Source organism: Acinetobacter lwoffii (assembly GCF_024129115.1).
GTDB classification, from domain to species: domain Bacteria; phylum Pseudomonadota; class Gammaproteobacteria; order Pseudomonadales; family Moraxellaceae; genus Acinetobacter; species Acinetobacter lwoffii_T.
This window is the reverse complement of record NZ_JAMXXO010000028.1, coordinates 1-21,607: the sequence shown is the minus strand read 5'-3', so window position 1 is coordinate 21,607 and position 21,607 is coordinate 1. Positions and strand designations below refer to the sequence as shown.

Annotated in this window: 11 protein-coding genes and 6 pseudogenes; 10 read left to right on the top strand and 7 right to left on the bottom strand. The window is 37.0% G+C overall.

The window, feature by feature from the left end:
• Positions 1–188 precede the first annotated feature (188 nt).
• A complete protein-coding gene (locus NI470_RS14515) occupies positions 189–350 on the bottom strand; it encodes a hypothetical protein (RefSeq protein ID WP_155118360.1) in 162 nt (53 codons plus the stop codon).
• Positions 351–665: 315 nt separating this feature from the next.
• Between NI470_RS14515 and NI470_RS14510 the strand changes: the two genes are divergently transcribed.
• Positions 666–839 carry a hypothetical protein gene (locus NI470_RS14510; protein ID WP_004281965.1) on the top strand — a complete coding sequence of 58 codons (174 nt, stop codon included), beginning with the start codon at positions 666–668 and terminating at the stop codon, positions 837–839.
• 19 nt (positions 840–858) lie between these two features.
• On the opposite strand, the pseudogene NI470_RS15850 reads toward NI470_RS14510, so the two are convergent.
• Both NI470_RS15850 and NI470_RS14500 read right to left on the bottom strand, forming a co-directional pair.
• Positions 859–1,356: pseudogene (locus tag NI470_RS15850) on the bottom strand (IS4 family transposase); the annotation flags it as partial.
• 316 nt (positions 1,357–1,672) lie between these two features.
• Positions 1,673–2,362, bottom strand: a complete 690-nt coding sequence (locus NI470_RS14500; RefSeq protein ID WP_004647775.1) for a GntR family transcriptional regulator — start codon at positions 2,360–2,362, stop codon at positions 1,673–1,675.
• 889 nt (positions 2,363–3,251) lie between these two features.
• Here NI470_RS14500 and NI470_RS14495 point away from each other — a divergent pair.
• A pseudogene (locus tag NI470_RS14495) lies at positions 3,252–3,966 on the top strand (IS5 family transposase).
• Positions 3,967–4,016: 50 nt separating this feature from the next.
• On the opposite strand, the gene NI470_RS14490 reads toward NI470_RS14495, so the two are convergent.
• Both NI470_RS14490 and NI470_RS14485 read right to left on the bottom strand, forming a co-directional pair.
• Positions 4,017–4,928 (bottom strand): ParB/RepB/Spo0J family partition protein, encoded by a 912-nt coding sequence (locus NI470_RS14490; RefSeq protein ID WP_004647773.1) that lies wholly within the window; start codon positions 4,926–4,928, stop codon positions 4,017–4,019.
• A gap of 13 nt (positions 4,929–4,941) precedes the next feature.
• Positions 4,942–5,715, bottom strand: coding sequence for a ParA family protein (locus NI470_RS14485; RefSeq protein WP_004647772.1), 774 nt, complete (start codon positions 5,713–5,715; stop codon positions 4,942–4,944).
• A gap of 857 nt (positions 5,716–6,572) precedes the next feature.
• On the opposite strand from NI470_RS14485, the gene NI470_RS14480 reads away from it, so the two are divergent.
• Positions 6,573–7,745, top strand: coding sequence for a replication initiation protein (locus NI470_RS14480; protein ID WP_004647771.1), 1,173 nt, complete (start codon positions 6,573–6,575; stop codon positions 7,743–7,745).
• A 272-nt stretch (positions 7,746–8,017) separates the two neighbouring features.
• Positions 8,018–8,167: pseudogene (locus NI470_RS14475) on the top strand (transposase); the annotation flags it as partial.
• Positions 8,168–8,237: 70 nt separating this feature from the next.
• On the opposite strand, the pseudogene NI470_RS14470 reads toward NI470_RS14475, so the two are convergent.
• Positions 8,238–9,368: pseudogene (locus tag NI470_RS14470) on the bottom strand (IS3 family transposase).
• A 254-nt stretch (positions 9,369–9,622) separates the two neighbouring features.
• On the opposite strand from NI470_RS14470, the gene NI470_RS14465 reads away from it, so the two are divergent.
• The 5 genes and pseudogenes from NI470_RS14465 to NI470_RS14440 all read left to right on the top strand — a co-directional run bounded on the left by NI470_RS14465 (position 9,623) and on the right by NI470_RS14440 (position 20,506).
• Entirely contained in the window at positions 9,623–10,075 is a 453-nt protein-coding gene (locus tag NI470_RS14465) for a transporter (protein ID WP_253148810.1), read from the top strand.
• A 4-nt stretch (positions 10,076–10,079) separates the two neighbouring features.
• Entirely contained in the window at positions 10,080–12,374 is a 2,295-nt protein-coding gene (locus NI470_RS14460) for a hypothetical protein (RefSeq protein WP_253148812.1), read from the top strand.
• Positions 12,375–12,385: 11 nt separating this feature from the next.
• Positions 12,386–15,859: a hypothetical protein gene (locus NI470_RS14455; protein WP_253148814.1), complete on the top strand. Its 3,474-nt coding sequence runs from the start codon at positions 12,386–12,388 to the stop codon at positions 15,857–15,859.
• 1,220 nt (positions 15,860–17,079) lie between these two features.
• Positions 17,080–18,734: pseudogene (locus NI470_RS15845) on the top strand (HNH endonuclease signature motif containing protein).
• A 539-nt stretch (positions 18,735–19,273) separates the two neighbouring features.
• Positions 19,274–20,506 carry an ATP-binding protein gene (locus tag NI470_RS14440; protein ID WP_087528525.1) on the top strand — a complete coding sequence of 411 codons (1,233 nt, stop codon included), beginning with the start codon at positions 19,274–19,276 and terminating at the stop codon, positions 20,504–20,506.
• Positions 20,507–20,777: 271 nt separating this feature from the next.
• On the opposite strand, the gene NI470_RS14435 is transcribed toward NI470_RS14440, so the two are convergent.
• A complete protein-coding gene (locus tag NI470_RS14435) occupies positions 20,778–21,107 on the bottom strand; it encodes a DUF4236 domain-containing protein (protein ID WP_004726791.1) in 330 nt (109 codons plus the stop codon).
• Positions 21,108–21,314: 207 nt separating this feature from the next.
• Here NI470_RS14435 and NI470_RS14430 point away from each other — a divergent pair.
• Positions 21,315–21,515, top strand: a pseudogene (locus NI470_RS14430) (BrxR family helix-turn-helix transcriptional regulator); the annotation flags it as partial.
• Positions 21,516–21,607 lie beyond the last annotated feature (92 nt).

Genomic DNA, 21,607 nt, shown 5'->3' with positions numbered 1-21,607 from the left:
AATGAGTATTAATGCAATTACCATTAGTGAAATCACAATGGCCTCGACCTTAGTGAGCATCTTAAATTCTCCACCTTTCATCTTTTATATAATAAACAAAGTGAACAATAAATAACAATAAGGTTACAAAAAAATTACTGGATGTTACAAAGATAGGGCTGGTAAAGAAAAATCTCTCAGAGGAGGTGCTAATTCTTTTCAAACTTAACCTTATGTACTGGGCGATGTCCTATATAAGACTCATGACCTACTGCGATCATATCAACACCACCTTCTTCTTCTAAACTTAATAAGAAAGCATGGACACCCTGCATGTCATTTAACTCAATATTATTGCTGATCCATTTCATCGTACCTGGTTCCATATTGTTTATTTCTTCTTGGATTTTATTGTAGGGGGGATTACCGCAGTTGACCATTTGCTATGCTCTTTTTATAATTTGCCATTAAATTATCTTCGCTATAAAAGATTTTTAAGAAAATCGGTCTGTATTTGGCCAATTAACGCTACAAAAAAAACTCATCCGATAAGTATTCTTACCTAAACCCAAGGTTCTATAACTTGGATCCTGAATATCTTACATACGCAGACATAGCTCATACATCGGAATTTAAACTTAGCCTCTACACTGAAATTAAGTTTTAGAAACATAGAGGAAATTCAGATGGAAAAGTATTCAAAGATTCTAATCCTGAGCTTATTTGGATTTACTGGAACAGTAGCTATTGCAGATGAATCCATTCCAATAGAAGCAACTGCCGCCGCCGAAGCACAACAGGTTGCTTTAGATTATGGAAATGAGAAAGACAAAAAATCTGAATCATCTGAAAGCCCTTAATTAAAGGAATGCCGGTCAGTTAAGAAATTGACTGGCATTTTCTTGGGTATTTCTGTGGTGTCCCTTTCATAACTCGTGGGCAACTCCTCACTCCCTCTCAGGCAAAACATATCTCTTAGATTTTTCCAGTAAACTTTCTAAATGTTTAGGTAAATTACCTGCGGAGTTTAAAGAGTCGAATCTTAATATATTCAGAATGCCAATAGATGCAATATGAAAGCTGGTTCTCAAAGGACTGACTTTTGCACGTTGAGCCATATGTTTCATTGTCTTCTTAGAATATTATAGGCAATACCCCCCATAATTCTTGATAAACTAAATCAGGTTGCTTGCTCCTCAAATGCTTGCCCTCCTGTAAATCACTTTTGATTTCTCGGTAACACATTTTTATTTCCCAGCGCTGAGCATAAAGCTTCGCCAAGCCTATCAGTGGATATGTCTTTGGGTCCATTAATAAAGTGATATAACGTCTAATTTTCCCTGCCTGCTTAACCTCAATCAAACGCGCTTCCCAATACCCTGTTGCCATTAGAGGCCAAAAGCCGCTGTAAACTGGATCCTGAACTAAAAATCTATAATCAGGAAATCAATAAAGAAGAATAGAAATTAAGTATGGATTGGCAGTCTAAAAACTTTCAAAATGCTTTCAGAACGTTATCGCAATAGAGCTAAAAGCCCCCCTTTTGAGATTCAATCTAGTTGCTGGAATTTATAATTTGCAACTGAGTAAGAATGATTTATGAAGGCGGTCTAATGCTAATCTAAGAAAATAAAAAAAATCCTAAAACCATTTAACTTCTTAGGATTTGAATGGGCAGGATATAAATATAAGCTTATGCTTGAATATCTAAGGTCATTTCAATTTTGTCCTGTGACCAGATTTCGATGTCATATTCAATCACTAGATCATCTGATTTTGAAATACGTTCAATATAAGTGGCGGTTTGACTTAAAGGAATACCTAAGTGCTGGCTCTCAAAATGAGACACACCGGTATTTTTAATTTTTAACTGACTACTCGTGTAATTATAATGAAAGTGATTTTTAATGACATCTTGTACCGAAGTAATCACATCATAATTCAGCACATTTGGAAACAGCGCAACAGGTAAATAATTATATTCTAGAAGTACAGGTACATCATCAGCATAACGTAAACGAATAATTTCAATAAAGCCCAATTTACGATTTTCTTCACTAAAAAGATTACTGTGATCCAATCGCTCCAACTGTCTGGTCGAGATTAGTTCAGTTCTGACATTAAAACCCTGTGCCTTCATATAAGAACGAAAATTTTCAATTGAGTTTGGAGAATATTGAATTTTTTTATTACTCACGAACCAGCCGAGATTTTGCCGTTTGAAAATTTTATCTTCGGCACGAAGCTGTTCATAGGCCTTACGCACTGTTTCCCTTGAACAGTCAAACTTTAATGCCAAGTACCGTTCGGATGGAATCATTTGATTAGAACTATAATTTTTCAATTCAGCCTCAATCAAATCTCTGATTTCCATATACTTCATTCAGTGAATCCAGTGAGTGCTCATAAATGATAAAGATAGTACTAAATTAAAGAACAGAGGAAAATTAAAAACAAGGTACGATCAGTAAAAAGATGCATTCCCTTGTTTTAATGAGAATGTTTAGCAGCATGATTAATACGTGATTCTGAGAGAATATCGTTGTCCATTCATAATGTTATCATTTATGCAAAAAGAATAGACTAAATTTGTCTAGGAGAGTGGTGACGGTTCAATCTAACTAAAAGGCATCTACCAAATGGCGGCTATTCGTAATAGTCGACTGAGAAAATCACGTACCTTGATTCTAAGCAGTTATTGCCCACCTCCATACTAGCACGTTTCCTGGCACAGTCCCTATCTGTACACTTGAATGCCTTTGACTATCTAAAGGTAATCTTTAAGAAAATGGGATTTATAGGGCAATATACTAAGATCTCTAGATCTGTTGAATTCGGCAAGCTCACTGAGTGTGGTTCCGTAACGTGACACTAGGTAACGTCTTGAGCTGCTGTCTGTAGGCAAAAATTAAAGCTGTGGTTTAAGGCTGGCATATTTTAAGATTTATTTTAATTTACCACTGATGTCTGGATTTTTAGCTAATTATACCATATCCAAAAAACATATATTTACTAATAATTGCTTAGGCTATTTATTATAAAAAACAACCATATATCATTGATATATGAACATTTATTTCTATTTTTTCTATAGACATAAATTAATTAATTTTTTAGGCCCCCATACACTATCTAAGCTGAGTCAATTAAAACCTGGTATAAGTCAATGTCACATTGACTTATAGAAATAATATTTAAAAACCTTTTTTTATTTTGAATTAGTGTGTCATCAATTAGCTTGAGAAAATCCTACCGGTCCTCATAATTTCTTCATGAATAAACGCTATGCATTAATAGATGATTGGTGGGAACAGGTTAAAGATCTGTTACCTGGACGAATGGGTACTGTTGGAGTAACGGCCAAAGATAACCGACTATTTGTTGAAGCGCTATCGTTCAGGTATCCCGTGGCGAGACTTACCCGAACGCTTCGGTGATTTTAGAGTAGTGCATACTCGTTTTAGTCTTTGGGCTAAAACAGGTGTGTGGCAGAGAGTCTTTGAAGTGCTGTCACATGACCGTGACAATGAATATGTGATGTTAGACTGCACCCCATTGTACGTGCTTACCAACACAGCGCTGGGGGGAAATCAGGCGAATAGGCGCAGTAAAGGGGGCTTAAGCACCAAAATTCATGCCCGTACTGATGCTTTAGGCAACCCGACAGGATTTTATCTCACGGATGGGCAGGTTCATGACTTAAACGGTTCAGATGTGTTGCTGGACTTATCGTTGAGCCAGACCTGGCTTATGGATAAAGCCTACAACTCCAGGGATCGGGTCATTGATCTAATTTTAGAGGCGAAGGGTCAAGTTGTGATGCCAGCGAAAAGTAATTCTATTGATCAGCGTGATTATGATTGACATATCTACAAGGCAAGACATCTGATCGAGAAATTTTTTGCCAAGCTCAAACAATATCGTGCTATTGCCACACGCTATGATAAATTGGCTCAAAACTTCTTATCAGCGATCTATCTGGCTTAATTGATGACACGCCCTAGTTTGAGATTGTCAAAAAAAAGTGTAGCAAATTGCTACACTTTTTCACTTTTCTGAATAAGCTGTTTTAAAAAATCTTCTAGTTGTAAGAGACTAGCTTCGTCAATTTCCGAGATATTCAGAGAAACCTTAAGCTGTTTTTGATTGAGTTTGATATTCCCCGCAATCTTACCTGCATATTCAATTTTTCTAACCACAGATGTTGTGGTCAGTTTTCCTGGATCCTGACTCAATATTTTTTCAGCATAGGCAGTAACTTTACTTTGCTCTAGTTTTTTGTCTTTTACTTTTTCCCAAGCCCCTAGCAAAGCCTTTTCGGCCTCAGAAAGTTGCTCTATATGATCCGACAGAAATTTTTTGAATGCAGTTGCAGCAGTACGACCTAGTAGGCCTGGTTCCACATCAAGGTCATTTAAAATTACTTGAGGCAGTTTTTCGTACGCTAAATACTTGTACATATCTTCGCGATTTAAACCCAGTGAATTGGCTAAACGTTGCTTGTTTTTCTTTAACTTCTCATCAAGTGAGTTCAGGCCAATAAAAATTTCATAATCTGTCAGGTCCTGACGCTTTAAATTCTCTGCTAAGGTTAACAAAGATGCTTCTACATTATTCGCATCAATGATAATGGCTTCAATCACAGACTTGCCGAGTAAATGGTGCGCCCGTAAGCGCCGCTCGCCTGCAATGAGTTCATATTTCAGATTATCAAGTTTACGCACTGTAATGGGCTGCAAAAGACCGACTTCGTCAATGGAATCCGCCAGTTCTTTTAATTGTGACTCTTCAAATAATTTACGCGGCTGGTTTGGACTACGGCTGATATCCTCAATAGGAACATTACGTCTAAACTCTTTCAGCTCTCTAATATTGTCTTTCTGTGCTTGCTGATGTTTTTCTGTATTCTGTTTCAGTTTCTGAGCTAAAAGCTCTTTGGTGCTTGCCATAATACTCTCAGGTTTAAACTTTAGCTACAATTTCATTGGCAAGGCTTTCAAAAGCCTTACGTACTTTTGAATTTTTTTCTACGTTCAAAAGTGATTGTTGCAGAATCGCTGCTTGATTAACTTTAGTACTTTGAGGAATGGTAGTCTCTAAAAGTTTTCCTACCTGTTTCAAGGCTTCATTCCGAATCAGCTTACAGACATTCTGACGTTCATCATGCTTAATTAGTAAAGCGCCTAAAAGCTCTAAATCTGGATTAATACGTTTGATCTTTTCAAGATGATTTAAAAGATCTGTTACCCCATACAATCCATATTGTGATCCGGATTCGATAGGGATAATGACATGTGTTGAAGATGCCAGGGCATTGCTGGTTAATAATTTAAGACTAGGTGGACAGTCGATCAATATAAAATCATAAAGATCTTTTAACAGTTCTAACTTGATATTTAACTCTTCAGAAGGACGGGGAGCTTCTTCTTTTAGTTGGTCTTCAGTTTTTCCTAAATTCAAGGAACCATAAATTAATGATACTTTTTCAAAGTTCGTTTCTTCTTGTAATGCATCTGCCAACAACGAAATATCGCCCACTAGTAATTCTGCTGTAGTCACAACAATTTCGCTTGGATGTTGGATCCCAATGTGTAAACTTGCGTTTGCTTGAGGATCTAAATCAATGACTAAAACCTTGTTGCCCAGATTGGCAAGTTCTGAGGCTAGGTGCACAACAGTCGTTGTTTTGCCACATCCGCCTTTATGGTTAGCAACAGTAATAATTTTTGCAGACATGCGTGTCAGATGCTTCCGTATTTGAATGTTTAGTAATATAAATAACTTTCACTCATCTTACTATAGTTTTAAAATTTATAAATCCTATTTGTTCAGATGTAAAACAGCTTAAAAATAAATCTTTAACTAAGCTAGCTTAATTAATAATTAGAATAATTAGTTATTTAGCTAATTAATAATTAAGAGTGAATTTTTATTATATAAAACAAATGCTTAGAGTTTTAAAAGTGGAAGGTTTGTCACCATAAAGTGGAAGGTCTGTCACTCTAAAGTGGAAGGTCTGTCACTCTAAAGTGGAAGGTCTGTCACTCTAAAGTGGAAGGTTTGTCACTCTAAAGTGGAAGGTCTGTCACTAGGGTGGAAGGTTTGTCACTGCTATTTTTTAAACCGCTATTTTCATTTAAAAATAATTTAAAAAACAATTATTTAATATGTTAATAAAGTCTCGTAACTAAGCCTTAAAGGTGGAAGGGTTGTCACTGTATGTTCTTAACCTGTGGATAATCTGTTTTTATTGGATATTTCCTGATGATTATATGTGCAGTTATACCTTTCGAATCTAACTGAAAGGTGGAAGCCTTGTCACATCAGGGTTTCTATTTAACTTAACCTATCTGAATGTGGGTGAAAAAAGTAAAAATAGTCATTCTAAACTGTAATTTCGGGGGCTAAAGGTGGAAGGTCTGTCACTGTAGGGTGGAAATACTGTATTTAATTCCACTTTAAAGGCAAAAAATCGGATAATAACGCTTTTTTTTGATGACGGACCTTCCACTTTTAGAATCTTGTGGTGAAAGTCTTGAAAGTTTTTCCACTTTTGTATATAAAAACTAAGTCAAATTATAAATATCACGGTTATGACAGAATCTGAACCATTGCAAGAAGAAACGAATTATATTCCCTACTGTATAGGCAACATTCGCCATAATGGCGTTGTCAGTACCAGTAACCGCTTAATTCGCCCAATCGAGTTGTCATCCAATGAATATAAGGCACTTCTATATGCAATGGCGGTTGCGAATTATAGTGAGAAAAATAGGGTAGATGGTGAAATTACCGAACAAACTTATATTTATTTGTATAAGGATGATTTGGCAGATTTACTAGGATTAAATAAACGTAACTCAATTAATGTTGCAATAGATCGGATCTATAAAGAGCTTTCATCCCGGGTAGCTCATTTTATTATTGAGGAGCCTGCTGATAATGGTAAGAGAAAGACTAAAAAAGTACATTCTGTCGTTCCCATTATCCGTGAGTTAAGATGGGAAGATGACTCTAAAAATGCAATTCAGATTCGTTTTACCAGTGAGGTGTTGCCGTATTTCACTCAACTGGCTGGGGGTAATTTTACTACCTATCAGCTAAAACATCTTTTTGCCCTAGATTCTGTTGCCAGTATGAGTCTTTATACTTATTTCATTAAAAACGAATTTAAGTACGCCAATCAAAAGAGTTATGAAGTGCCATTACTTTTAGAAAACTTGAAAGCACTGATTGATATTAATGAAACCAAATATGATCGCTGGGTAGATTTTAGACGCTATGTATTAGACAAAATAGTGGCAGAAATTAACGAAAATACAGATCTACAATTAGAGTATGAAACTGTTAAGAAAGGCCGTCCAATTGTAGGTGTGAATTTTAAACTGCATCATCGGATTGCTGATAAGGCACTGGATGAAATTGCAGTGATCGAAAAAATCTATCTTGATGTTCCATTTGAAGACAATGCATCCGTAAAAGAATTAGGGGCTAAATTCGATACGAATGTACGTTCTTGGTATATTTTTAATAATGATGAAAATTATCAGCAGTTCAAGAAGTGGTTTAAAAAAGTAGGATGCCTCACTGACTCTCAAGCAAATATTGTCATTAATGACACTTTATTCCAAATGGATTTTGCTGAAATTGGTATGGGGCTGAATGACTTTAAACGAAATATGAAGCATAAACTTAAAAACAATCCGGAATTCGTTCAAAGTATTCGTGAAAGACTGAATGATATTTTTGGTAAAGAGCTGATCTAGCGAAAAGTGTAGCAACTTGCTACACTTTTTTAGATATATGTTCGTAAAGAATACAAGTGGTAAGGACCCTAGGATAAAAACGACTCTGTTGCATAAAGGCTTTAGAGATAGATCTTCCCTAAGTTATCCAAATTCAAGTGACAACTTGGGTATGAGGTCTGCCTAATTTCTTAAATCTATTCAAAACGTAAGCGTTCGCTGAACACACCTTATGAACTCATCCTATAAGCCTTAATTTAGTCCCTACTTAAAAACAAGTGGGGACTAAATTTATGACTACAAATAACCAAACATCCATCACATCTCTTGAGAAAAAACGAAGAACATGCAGTGCTGAATTTAAACAGCAGATCGTTCAGGCTTGTAAAGCACCGGACGTTTCAATTGCTTCAGTCGCTTTGCAACATGGATTGAATACAAATTAATGTGGTTCCGTTAATTAGACCACTCAATTCAGTTTTATAAGTGATAAATCCGCTCTAAATATTTAAATTATGCTGCCATTACTTTTAGTAAATGTTGATCATAAAATTCATTTGGTGTTGCCTTATTCAAACTTGAATGAGGACGTATAATGTTATAAAAATCCAAATATTCAGCAATTGATTGTTTCGCTTGTTTAACCGTATCGTAAGCCTTCAAATAGACTTCCTCATGCTTCACGCTGCGCCATAACCGCTCAATCATCACATTATCTCTCCACCGTCCTTTCCCATCCATACTGATACGGATATTTCGCAATTTTAACTCATTCAAAAATGCCTCACTTGTGAATTGACTGCCTTGGTCTGTATTAAACACCTCTGGACAACCATATTTCACAATTGCTTCTTGCAACGCATCTATGCAAAAGTCTGTTTCCATACTGATCGATACACGATGAGCCAGTACTTTACGACTATGCCAATCTATAATTGCACACAGATAGACAAAGCCTTTAGCCATAGGAATGTACGTGATATCTGTACACCAGACTTGATTAGAGTGATCGATGACCATGTTTTTCAACAGATATGGGAAAATACGGTGTGCAAGATTAGGCTTACTGGTATTGGGTTTGGGATACAAGGCATGTATTCCCATCAAGCGCATTAAACGTCGGACTTTACGCCGACCTATTTGATGCCCTTGACGCTGTAGCATATCTCGTATCATTCGACTGCCCATAAATGGGTAGTCGAGATGAATTTCATCGATCAGACGCATCAAACTCAAATCAGTTGATGAAACCTCTTTGGGCTTGTAATACAACGTACTGCGATTGATTTGAATCAATTGCGATTGTTGTCTTACCGAAAGTTGATGGGTCTTATCGATCATTTTTTGCCGCTCAGCTGCCCTATTTTTCTGAGCGCACCTTCTAAAAAATCAATTTGCAATGCCTGATGTCCTATCTTGGCATGTAGAGCTTTGAGGTCAATCTCTGGTTCTTGTTGTGCTGTTGGTCGTGAAAAAATATTGATTGATTGCTCAAGCAGTTGATTTTTCCAATCAATTATTTGGTTTTGATGTAAGTCGAATTGAGTAGAAAGTTCAGCGAGTGTGTGGTCGCCTTTTAATTGCTGCGAGAGCAACTTTAACTTTAAAATCTGCTGAATGATTACGACGTTTTCTTCGTGTCATGGTTGACTCCAAAAACAAGCATTTCCCATGCTTATTGGGGAGTAGATTATCACTTATAGGCATGGTCTAAAATCCTAGACCCACATCATTGCTCTGTTCTGGCTAGTTATAAACATATAACATCATAGTTGGTGTTTTTAGGCTTAACAGATCCTGTTGAGCCTAAGTTGTAAATTTGGAAATTAGCCATTTCAACAGTATTGAGCTTGTATAGCCAGTATCAGCTGAGATGGTTACGATAGAAAAAATTGGAAATGCAAAAAAAATCACTTGAAGTCCTGACCAAGCTAAGCGCAGTTTTGATATTAGATTTACCAGACTTTATTCGAGATTTTATCTTGAATCTTAAAAACAAGCTGGATGCTTACATCAAAAGAACTCTTAACAAGGGTGAAAAATCTCATAAAGGTGTTGATGAATTTGAAATTCTAAAATGGTTAATCCATAAAATTTCTTTAGATTTGAAACAGGTTCCAAAGCACAAACATAAAGAGGTACATGCTGTTCTATTTACATGTTTTTTTACTCAATTGTCCGATACCTTAGGTTTGCCATTATCACGGTATATGAAGGTGGGTAAAAATCCGCAGCGTTGTGTTCAATTGAGTGCAAGCACTTATAAAAAATACTTTGGCCTGAATAAAGACGTGAAGCTCAAGTTCGAACGAAACCTGAATATCAATTTTTACCCTGAAAAATTATGGTAGTTTTATGAGCCAAACTGATGAATTGTCAGCTGACAAGCAAATTAAACTATTGGAAGAATGGGTCAATCAACCCCTGAGTGTAAAAAAACAAATTTTGAATCAGCTCTTGGCGCAAGATCAGCAGGCACTGGAATTGTATGTTGCTGCTCACGATGTCCATGTGGTGATTAAAGACAATCGGATGGTGACACAAAAGAAATTATTGGTAGGCTTAACTCAATGGGCTAAAAGTGCATCTATAGGAGAACTAAGCGACCAACAAAAAGCAGCATTCATCTATTCATATCTTTTGACTGCAGTCTTGTGCGAAATGCTGAAGGGAATCATCTTGTTAGAGCCTCAGGCTGAAGAGAAAGAAAGACGAGTTATTTTACATAAGTGTGAAAAGAACAATAAAATCAATACAGTATCTTATGATTTAAAACTGTTGTTGCAAAAGCAGTTTTCTCACGCTGAGGAAAATAAACAACTGTATGCAGACATCACGCAAAAACTCCAAGGGATTGATGAATTTAATGCCAATGAGTTAAAAACTCTTTTAGAGCGCAAAACAATAAAAAACGATTTTGAACAGCTTAATCTCGGCCGCCATATTCAACAATTCATTATTGTTTGTAATGAGCTCATCAATAGTAGGTTAAATTCATCGTCAATCAATGTTCAGGCTTTAATCGACAACATTCAAAAGCGCATGACCCGCACACCTCATTCTGGCATATCTTCGTTTGATGTGGAGAATGATGATAAGGAACAGAATACAGAGGCCAATGTTGTCGATCCTGAACAGGATGAGATCGCCAAGCGGGTGAAGGGGAGTTTCTCTGATGACAAACAGAAACAGCTTGAAAAGCAAGCTAAGCGAATTCAGCGACGTGACTTAGCCTGTAAAACTAATCCGCTTTATCTGAAACCCAGTTTATTAACTGAGGTATATCAGCGATTGCACGAGTGTTATCAAGAAAATACGAGAAATGATGCATATCAATCGGCTTTAGCTGTGTGTGGTCTGATGTGTCTCTTGACCGGTCTGAGTCCAACGGTCTTTCAAAAGATCAAGTATTTGATTGGTATTGGTAGAATTAAAAAAAAATCAGTCAAAAAAGTCATTCATTATTATTGGGTGATCGATCCTAAGTTGAATGCCAATCATTCCGGTGCCATGCAAGATAAAGCACAGCGTTATAATCGGGCCTTAACCCTGGAATGGCGCATACCAGCACCCTGGATCACCAGTTTAGAGGCTTTAGAGGAACCTGAATTTTGTGTGATTGAGTACAATAATTTTTTGCGGGAAATTTTTAAAGAGCATGCAATTGGTGAAATCACCTGCGGTATGTTAGAGCGGCAAATCTATTTTTATATGGATATGGAGACGGATGATAACCTGGTCGCACACTTGCTGGCCAACAGAGATAGCCGTCATATCGTGCAATGGAACTATGAAGGGCGTCAGATCGATCAAATCGACCAGCATTTTCAAGGCTATATTAATGTTCTATTAGACCGTAGAAAAGGTGATCCATGGATTGAGAATAAACACCCTGGTCATATTTTTCATCGTGAGGAACGTATCGGCAGTCAGCGATGCTGGACTGTAGAGGCCGCGAGTGAATTTTTTAATCAGCTTTATCATTTTGTCAAAAACACATTAGCCAATACTCAAGCGAATCTGATCGAGAAGCTGAATGCTTACAGCATTTGGATGTGGCATCTTTCCTTAATCTGCCTGACGGTACGTCCAATAGTCGGCATGCCGGGGTTACTCAAACATTACGATCCTAAGGCACAACTGCTTTATGTGCATGATAAAAAAACTGATTCACGAAAAGTAGGACGTCCTGTTCCTGTTACAGGCTACTGGCAGGATCATTTCAATGCATATCGAAAATATCTGACGCAAACCATCGAGACACTCGGGATAACTAGTTTTAAAGTGAAATTGGAAAACGATGGTTTTATGCTCTATGTCATCTCACATCCTCGGATCAAGTCCCAAAAAGGTCAGGTGAATCTTGCGGAAGTCGTGGAGCATTTGGAGTTACAGCCCATGTCTGCTGATTTTGTCAAGAATTACCTTAAAGAGACCGTGCAGATTTATAAAAACTGGCCAAGGCATTTCACTAAAAATCATCTCGCCTTGAGTGGTGACATTCACAATACGCTATATACCCATGATAAGCAAAGCATGGGATTCAGTCACATTTCTGGATTAAGCCCTTATCTCTACAAACACGACATTCAGCAGCAAGTTAAAAGCTTGCTCAACAAACTAGAAATCGCAAAGCTTGAAGTGCTTTAAAGGACCATCTTGTGCTTGATACATCACTCGTTACGCAATTAGAAAATGCCATTAAAAGAGAAATCGCCGACATTTTTAAGGAAATTTCTCAGCTGATCACTGCTACATACACAGATGTAAATTCTGACCTTGCTCAAATTGATTTTAAGTGGCTTGATCAGCGAATTCTGGACAAGTTTACTCTCTATAGAGCAGTTTTAGAGCAGCTCTGCCAAATATCCAAATTTAAGGACAATGCTGCAGATTACCTTCAATTCTGTTTTAAACAAGTGAAACGGATTTGTAACGAGAAAAACCAGCAGTGGCAAAAGGATTACCCTTCCTATGCCGAGAGCTATGAGATTAAGTTGCCCGATTGGATAGTCTACACACCTAAACGTCTAGACAACGTTTTTTCAGGACGAAAGTTACAGCAGGGTACTATGCTCGTCGAGGTAAAAGAAAAACTGTATGTGAATTGGGCGGATTATCTCAAACAACAAACTCAAGGTATCCTCTTAGACTCTACGGCTAAAGAGCAACAAAAATTAGTGAATACCTTGTTTGAATGTCTGTGTATTTCATTAATTTTTGATCAGGGATGCATGCAACCTGAACGACTGATAGCCATTCATGATGCGATTTTTCATATGAACCTGGATAGTGGCTTGCTTCCGATCTATTCAGATGCCGAAAAGGTTCAAAAGGCTTATGTCTTTTCATACACGTTGCCCTCGACAAAGTATGGCAACATCTATCGTCAGGATGGCGAAGAAGAGGCGGAGTTATGGCAAACCCAACACATTTATTTCAATGCCTTTGCGATGTTATGTTATCGACGGATTCAGCAACTACTCAATGGACCGCAAGGGTATGTATTACAAAGCACTTCGCCATTGCTGTACTGGGAAAAAGAACAGAGTGAAATTGAAACGGGGAATCAGCCTGAAGCCTTACTGCTAGAAAAACTTAAAATCCATTTAAACATTGTACTGAATATGGCGGAGGAGGGGGACTCTAGAAAAGCACGTGAGGATCAGCCATTTGCACCGCTTAATCACGTGAAGCTATTTTTAAAAGGCTTGGAAAAGACCGGTTTTGCCATTTTTAAGCATATGGATTATGTCTTGTGGCAAGAGATTCCTAATCTGGATGTGTTAAGTACCAGTGTACTGAACAATCAGATCATCACTTCGCCTTTAATCTATGAGCAGTATACACAGCTCTATGATCAACCCGATTGCTGGAAAACTATTCAAGCTAGAATCAAAAATCTTGAAAAAAAGCCTCAAGTCTTAGACTTGGAGATGCCTACAGTTACAGTCAAAACATTTCATGATCGACGAACCGGTCAACGTCATCAGCTGAAATCCTGGCTTTTATCTTTTCATCAGGATATCAAACCCAAACAGCTTGCGGATCAACTCCAAGAAAGCATCCAAAAATTTGAGGACTATAAATCTGCGTATGAGGCTGGAAATGGCGAGTACCTAGATTATGTAGTGGCTATTGCACATTTACGCGTGTGTCAGTGGTTAGAAAACGAATTTGCTTATCATGGGAAAGCAGCTATTAAAGTCTCAACAATCAAGCGTTACTATAGTAGTTTTGTGCTTGACCTACTTTGTTATGTTCTAGAACAGCAGATCAATCTAGATACAGCCGCTGAAGAGCAGTTTGAGGAAATGTATCGCACGATTGTTGAAGAAAAACTGCTGAATGATCAGAAAAATCATAAAACGACCGCCCAAACCAACAACAATAAAAAATACAATACCTCGGGTTATGCCTTTGATCGGCTGAAAGCCTTTCACCAATACTTAGTCAAGAATCATCGTGCACCGATTGTGCAATATTTATATGAACGTCAAAGTGACGGTTTATTTTTAAAAACCAGACTCATTAGTCCGCAGATGTTTCAATTGATGATACGGATTCTTAGAGAATACCCAGAAGCTTTGGGTCTGACTGAGCAGGATGCAACCTGTCTAGAATGGGTCTATACATTGGCTTTTAGACTGGGCTTGCGTATTGATGAAGCTGCCGGGATCTGTATCGATGATTTTGTATCTCCGCAGTTACGAAAACATCCTGACAATCGACAGCTCTATTATGTGTTTGAATCCGCTTTAGATCAGCAGAAAGACGATCGATCTGACCATAAAATGAGAAAAACAATGGGTGATATTGATGATCTCACCCTCAGGATTCGTCTAAATTCTGAGCGTGATCTGAAAAGTGATAATGCCACGCGTCAGTTTGATTTAGTTCATTTTTTAACACCGGACGAGTTCACAGGATTTTGTCGCTTTTATCAAAACCTGTTACCTGGCTCTAAAGCGACTGCAGCAGTCTGCAATAGAAAAACCAAACAGCTCTTTATGCTGGGTGAACAACCTTTATCCAGTACAAATTTATCAAAAATTACCCAGTTGCTGTTTAATACTGTATTAGGGACAAAGGATCATCAATATACTTTTCATGCTTTCAGGCATAGTACCGCTTCACATTTGGCTATCCTTTTAAAAGGCAGCATAGCACTGGTACGTTGTTTTACTGACTATGATTCCGAGTTTGGGCGTAAGCTTAAAAAGCACATTTTACCCAATATGAAGGATGCTTCATCGCGTAGTGCCCAAGCCTGGTCTCGACTTGCGCATCTGATGGGGCATGAAGACATTCGGATCACTGCAAGACATTATCTGCATCATCTGAATATCCTGATTGCTGACATGTTTTATCAAGCAAACCGTGAATATTCACCTCAATTGATCAAGGCATTATTAGGCGATAGTCAGTTGATGCGTAGCGACTTCAAAATTGAATTTCAGTCGAATGAAAGAGATATTTTAAAAGCGATGAAGAAATTTTATCAGCTCAAAGAGAATAATCCTCAAACTGCTGGATTAAAGAACAAGAAAAAGCAGCCTCAACAACAGGACGTGTTTTTATACCGTGAAATATTTTTAGACGAATACCGGAAGTGGCGGGAAAAAAAAGAAATAGCAACGATCGATCCTGAAGTATTGAAGTTCATTCAATCGATCAGCCAGCCGTTTTCTCTCTATACAAGTCACGTTAAAAATGATGCTAATCATGAGGATCTTATCGGTTTTACTTGGAATAAAATGGTGACATGGTCTACTCTCAATCAGATTGAGCAACCTTTTAACTTAAATAAAAATGTAACCCAGAAAGATCTTAAACATTTTTTTTATTGTTTAGAAAATAAAATTTCACTTGAAAAAGATCGTCCTATTTTGAACTTTAAGGCATCATCTGAAAATGACTTGATTGATTATAAAAGATTCTTAGATTTTATCAATAAACTTTATTCAAAAAATCCACCTAATTTTGAATGGGATGAATATGATCCGGATGAATTTAATAATGTAAAAAAGGGCGAGGTGAAAATAAAAAAATATAAAATATGGAATAAAAAAGATAATAATTTTATTCAAAAGATGCTGTTGCAAAGCGTCTTTTACAAGATGAAAGAGTGCTGAGAGTATCAAAAAAGAGTGCTTAGAGGTTCTATCAGAGGTTTAGCATATGAACGGAAATTTATCAAAAAAAATATATTGAAAACATATAGATATTGTTTTTAATTTTACAGCTTGGTTTTTCTGAGTATTTTTTTGCAGATAATCGGGTTTTTAGCGCTCAAAAACTGGGTAATTAATGGTGAAAATCCAACCCCGGGTTTTAGGCTTTTTGAGTGTTTTTAGCCTAAAAAAACAGCATTGTTGAGACGCAAGACAATAATCACGCTACGTTAAAATTAATTGAAATATTATTGATACAAATAATACCTTTTGTTGTTAATAAAATAATAAATTAAACGCGATTTAATATGAAATTGAGTGTTGTTTTAATTTAATTGGAGAATCAGTTTTAAATAATGTAACCCTCTATTTTGGGTTGATTTTTTGGTTTTTTAATCAAATAAAAAGTACGTTTTTTCATATTATGTTGATAATTTTTAATCAATTTTATACATTGCTGAAGATAGAAACTGTATTTAAGTTGAATTAATCTGTTTTGATGAGTTAATGCTCATAAATGAAAATTCCTTATTCTAGCCTGTAGTTAAAACTCCTAATCATAAATATTCTAAAAATAGCCTAAGCTTAATAAGTGGTTCAAAAGTGGCCCAGGCCTTTGCTTTGTCAAAATCTGATTTGCCAAGCAAAGGCCTGGGAATCCGCGAATTTGATTTTTTGTTTTAATAATCCTCAATATTTTAATTTATTGAGGTCCTTTCATAGAATTAATGAGTAAAAAAATTCTAATTCGGTTTGACCAAAGAAAAAGATACCCATATGATAATTACATTACAGCAAAATCTGTAATCGGGCGTGGAAACCCGCATCTCAACGTGCTAAAGAGTCACTTTTAGTGGCTCTTTTGTGTCTGCATGGCAATGCTTTATGGCAGGCCAAGTAGGGCAGTCTATGACTGGCCGTTTCGTTGAGCGGTATTTCCACCCCTATTTGGTTTGCCACCATCTCGTGGAAAAGATGTTGGCAAATTTCACATTGATCAACGAGATTACAATATGAAAAATATCATTTTAAAAGTACCCATTTCTCTTAGGTTTCTTTTGTTAGCGCTGACTGAATATTGACGGTCATTTAATTCATCGCTTTAACCAAATCGAACTATATACACTTTCAAATTTCGTACTTGAGCGAAAGTAGGACAGTGTTGTCTGGAGAAAATAAAAATGGGTCCAACACGATTATTGACCAATATTATTCAGCGTAAAGTTATGTTGCCAGAAGAAATGTCACCTTCAATGCAGCGTGACAATTTTGAAGTAGCACTGACTGATTTTGAAAAACATTCCATCATCAAATGTTTATTTAAAGCGGATAACCAGCGTTCTACGGAATGTTGGAATGTGCAAGAAATTGCAAACTTTATTGAGGATTGCACAGAAGATCAAAACATCAATTTATGCATTTTGTATTGGAAAGATATACACGGCAATATTTACATTATTGATGGGGCACATCGTCTTTCCTGTATTTATGCATGGATCAATAGATATTTTGCGGATGAGCAAGTCCCTCAAGCACCTAATTTCAATGATCAACAAAAACAAGATATTCGTTACCTCCGCAATTATTTAGGAGATCTTGCTGATTTTCAAAAAATTTGTACTGATGCCGAATTCGCAGAAAAAAATCGAAATTAGGCGATATTAAAATCAGTTTCAGGCAGGTACTGGGAACTCCGGAAGATGCGCGACGGGTATTTCAATCGATTAACTCAGATACTAAACGTTTAGATAAATATGAGGAATATCACCTAAGAAATCGCGGTAGTGACGCGTATTATGCGATCTATGCCTGTTGTTATATCAATGACAATAAATCTAACCTAGAAGAGCTCCAATATACACGTTTAAATGAGTTGATTGAGTTAGGGGAGAGGATCCACCAGCTACTTTTTTCGACCATTTTATTAGACAATGAAATGAGTCATGGCAAAAAAATTGGCTTGGTCAATGAGTTGATGAATATCATTGCTGGTGATCAGATTCATAATATTATGAGTCTGAATCAGGGGGAACGCGTTGAAAACCTGATGTCGCATCTGTTGACCATTCTTTGCAGAATAGCGACGCCTGTAAAAAATACTGGGGTTCCGAGTTTGGGCTTTCATCCATACTTATATTTTTATAAGGACCAGCGTTTTCAGATTACTTCTTTTCTTGCATGGTTTTCAATTGTGTATGAAATTCATGAAAGCCTCATGCAGATTCATCATCGAACGATTAGTTTCAAGGACTTCACCCGGGTACGCCGTAGTATTGAGTTCTTGATCGCCAATTTCCCCGTGGCGACCACCGAAACGGTCGGCAAGTTCGGCAGTGGTATCAAGGGCTATGATCGGCTACAAATTGTCTATAAAGCCTTTATTTGCTTAAGCTTGGAAATGGATGTTGATTTTGATGATGAGAAATGCCTGAATACCTTTATTCTGTCCATGTCTAAGGCCTTCAAGTACATAAGCTTTAACGAGTTCTATGTCGAAAGGTTTTTGGGTGGTTATGATGATGCAGTAGTCAAGAATGTGGTGGGATATGTGGAGTCGATTAGTCCAATTTCTCGGTCAAAGCCAAAGGCCTTTTCGGCATTAACCAAGAGTCTGCTTAAGCACAATTTTCTGGTGGGTAATCATAACTTTTGCCTCATTTGTGATGGATTGATCTATCTTGATTCTACTGAATCGGATCATAGGATTGCCAAAGCCGTAGGTGGGCAAGGCGTTCTAGAGAATGGCCTGCTAGTTCATCCCATCTGTAATAGGATGAAATCAGATCTGAGCCTGGAAGAGATTAGAGCGGATTTGTTTGGTGAATTACTGTATTGAGCAGCAGAGGGGGTAAATTAATTTTCTAAAATTTATCAATGATTTAACTTTTGATACATTCAGCCAATGTGGTTATTTTTAATTCAGTTCAGAATCACAACCAGAAGCTGGCTGTAGTTTCTGAATGACCGTCAAGGTCCTTGGTTTCGCCCATAGATTCCCTCTGTGGGCTTTTTTTTGATCAAAAATTGTATAGATGCCCTAAAATAAACCTTTTAGCATTTCATAAGCAATGAGGATTAAGGCTGAGACCATCAGCACAACAAAAATGAGTTCCACTCTAGTTAACATCTTAGTTCCTTTTACTTTTCACTTAATTTATATAGCAGTTAAGTCGCAGCATCAATGACATAACATGACATGGAAAATAATCAAAAAGACAGAATTTGGATTTTCATCAGATCTGCTGTTTGCATACTTCAACAGTAGTTTTGAATGTTTCACTTAACCTTTAAACTTTTTCTAAAATTAAATATATTTACATATACGTTCTAAAATTTGATAGAATTTATTAAAACTTTAGATTCTAAGTGTAAATAATGAGAAGCGCTAATATTCGACGTGATGGCTACTTAAAATTTCTGAATACATGGCAAGACCGTGATGTCATTAAAGTACTTTCAGGTGTGCGTCGCTCTGGAAAATCCACCTTATTGGCGATGTTTCAACAAGACCTAAAAGCACAGGGTGTACAAGCCGAAAACATCATTGCCATCAACTTCGAATTTATGGAATTTGAAGAACTCACCGATTACCGTAAACTACATGATTATGTATTGTCCAAAGTTGATAAAAGTAAAAAAAACTACGTTTTTTTAGATGAAATACAACATGTTACCAATTTTGAGAAAGTAGTCGACTCCTTATATGTTCGGGATTATATCGATTTATATATTACAGGCTCAAACGCATTCTTTCTAAGTGGAGAACTTGCGACTTTACTTACAGGACGCTATATCGAGCAACATGTTCTACCTTTGTCATTCCAAGAATTTAAACAGTGGCATATTGAAAATAATCCGATCATCCAACAATTATCCAATCGTGATTTGTATGCCATGTATACGCGCAGTAGTTTCCCTTATACGCTTGCCATGACTAGCCAGCAAGAAACTTATGATTACTTGCAAGCGGTCTATGCCAGTGTAATGTTTAAAGATGTTATTCCCCGTTTGAATACTGCCGATATTAACTCTCTCGAGCGTGTCGCAAGATATTTGGCAAGCGTGACAGGCTCACCTATTTCCATCAATAAAATTAAAAATACCTTTGTTTCAAGTGGGGTTAAAATTTCATTTGAAACAGTAAAACGCTATATTCAGGGCTTACAGGACAGTTTGTTATTTTATAGTGCTGCACAATTTAAAGTACGCGGGCGTGAGTTATTACAATCCTCTGAAAAATACTATTTAGTTGATGTCGGATTGCGCCGGATTATGTTGCCTGATGCTAATGCTGATCAAGGTCATATCTTAGAAAATGTAATTTATCTTGAGCTTATCAGACGAGGTTATACGGTCTATGTAGGGCGGGTTGATGAATATGAAATTGATTTTGTTGCTGTCGATACTTTACAGAATTTAACTTATTATCAGGTGGCATTAGAAACGCTCAATGAGGAGACACTCAGCCGAGAGTTACGTCCATTACAGAAAATTTCTGATTCGTATCCCAAATATTTACTTACCTTAGACACGATAGGGGCTGAAGCAAATTATAATGGTATTGTAAAAATGAGTGCTCTCGATTGGTTGCTATCTGAAAATAAGTAAAGTTGAGGGTAGACATGAATACTCTTATTTATTGATTAAAACTCAAAGACTTTTCAGCATCATCCAAGAATGTATTCAAGCATAATTTCTGCTCCAATTGTGATGGATCGATTTACCTCGATTCGATTGAGTCAGACCCTCATGATTGAGCCAGAGTCGCTTACTGAAAGTAGCGAGAATTGCGCTGGAGTTTCTGAAGGATATTAATTCCTTAGTTTGCCCATTCATCCATGTGGGCATTTTTTTTGATCAAAATACAATGTTGTTCTTGCTAAAAAATGACGGCACCTACAATAAAACACAATATTCCAAAAATAATCCAAGGCCAGATCTTTGTCTTCGGTTGTTCTAAATTCTGAGGATTATATTCCGTGTGTTCTAGCGATGTCGGTTGTGGAACACGGGTCTTTTTAGAGTAAGGCTGGTGTTTAGAGTAAGATAGTCCCGTACCTGGAATGCCGACACTGGTTCGCGTACCTTTTTTCCCAATATTTAGAGAAGCACCAGGTTTGCCAATGCTGGCACTGCTGATGCCTTTATGGGTCAGATTAATTTTAAAACCCGGGAATAATTTAATACTTTTACGAAATCTAAAACCCATATTGCTCTCATTCTAAAACTTAGCTCAATTTACACGCTATACCAGGATCCATGATCTGCTAGAGATCGTACTTTGACGGCTATCATCAGGATACTAGTATATTTTTTATCTGGTGATTGCAATACCACCTTTAAATACCGTAAAAAATGTTTACTGTACATTTGCCATGGGGTAATCTTAGAATCTTATTTATTGACTGATTAGTATATGACGACAGATAAGCATGAAGTGCTTCTTCGAATGCGGGCGATCGAGCTGCTTACTTACTGGGAAGGTCGTTTGGTTACCAATCGTTTGATGAGCTGGTTTGGGCTTAGTCGACAGCAGGCTTCTGCGGATATCAAGCGTTACAATACGCTGTATAACCCCGATGCCTTGATTCATGACCCCTCAGTCAAGGGTTATGTGCGGCTTTGTTGCACAAAGATTTGAAATGCAAAGCGCCCCTAATTGAGCCAAATTTAAGGCGTAACTTGGGTAAGTGGTCGACCTAATTCCGT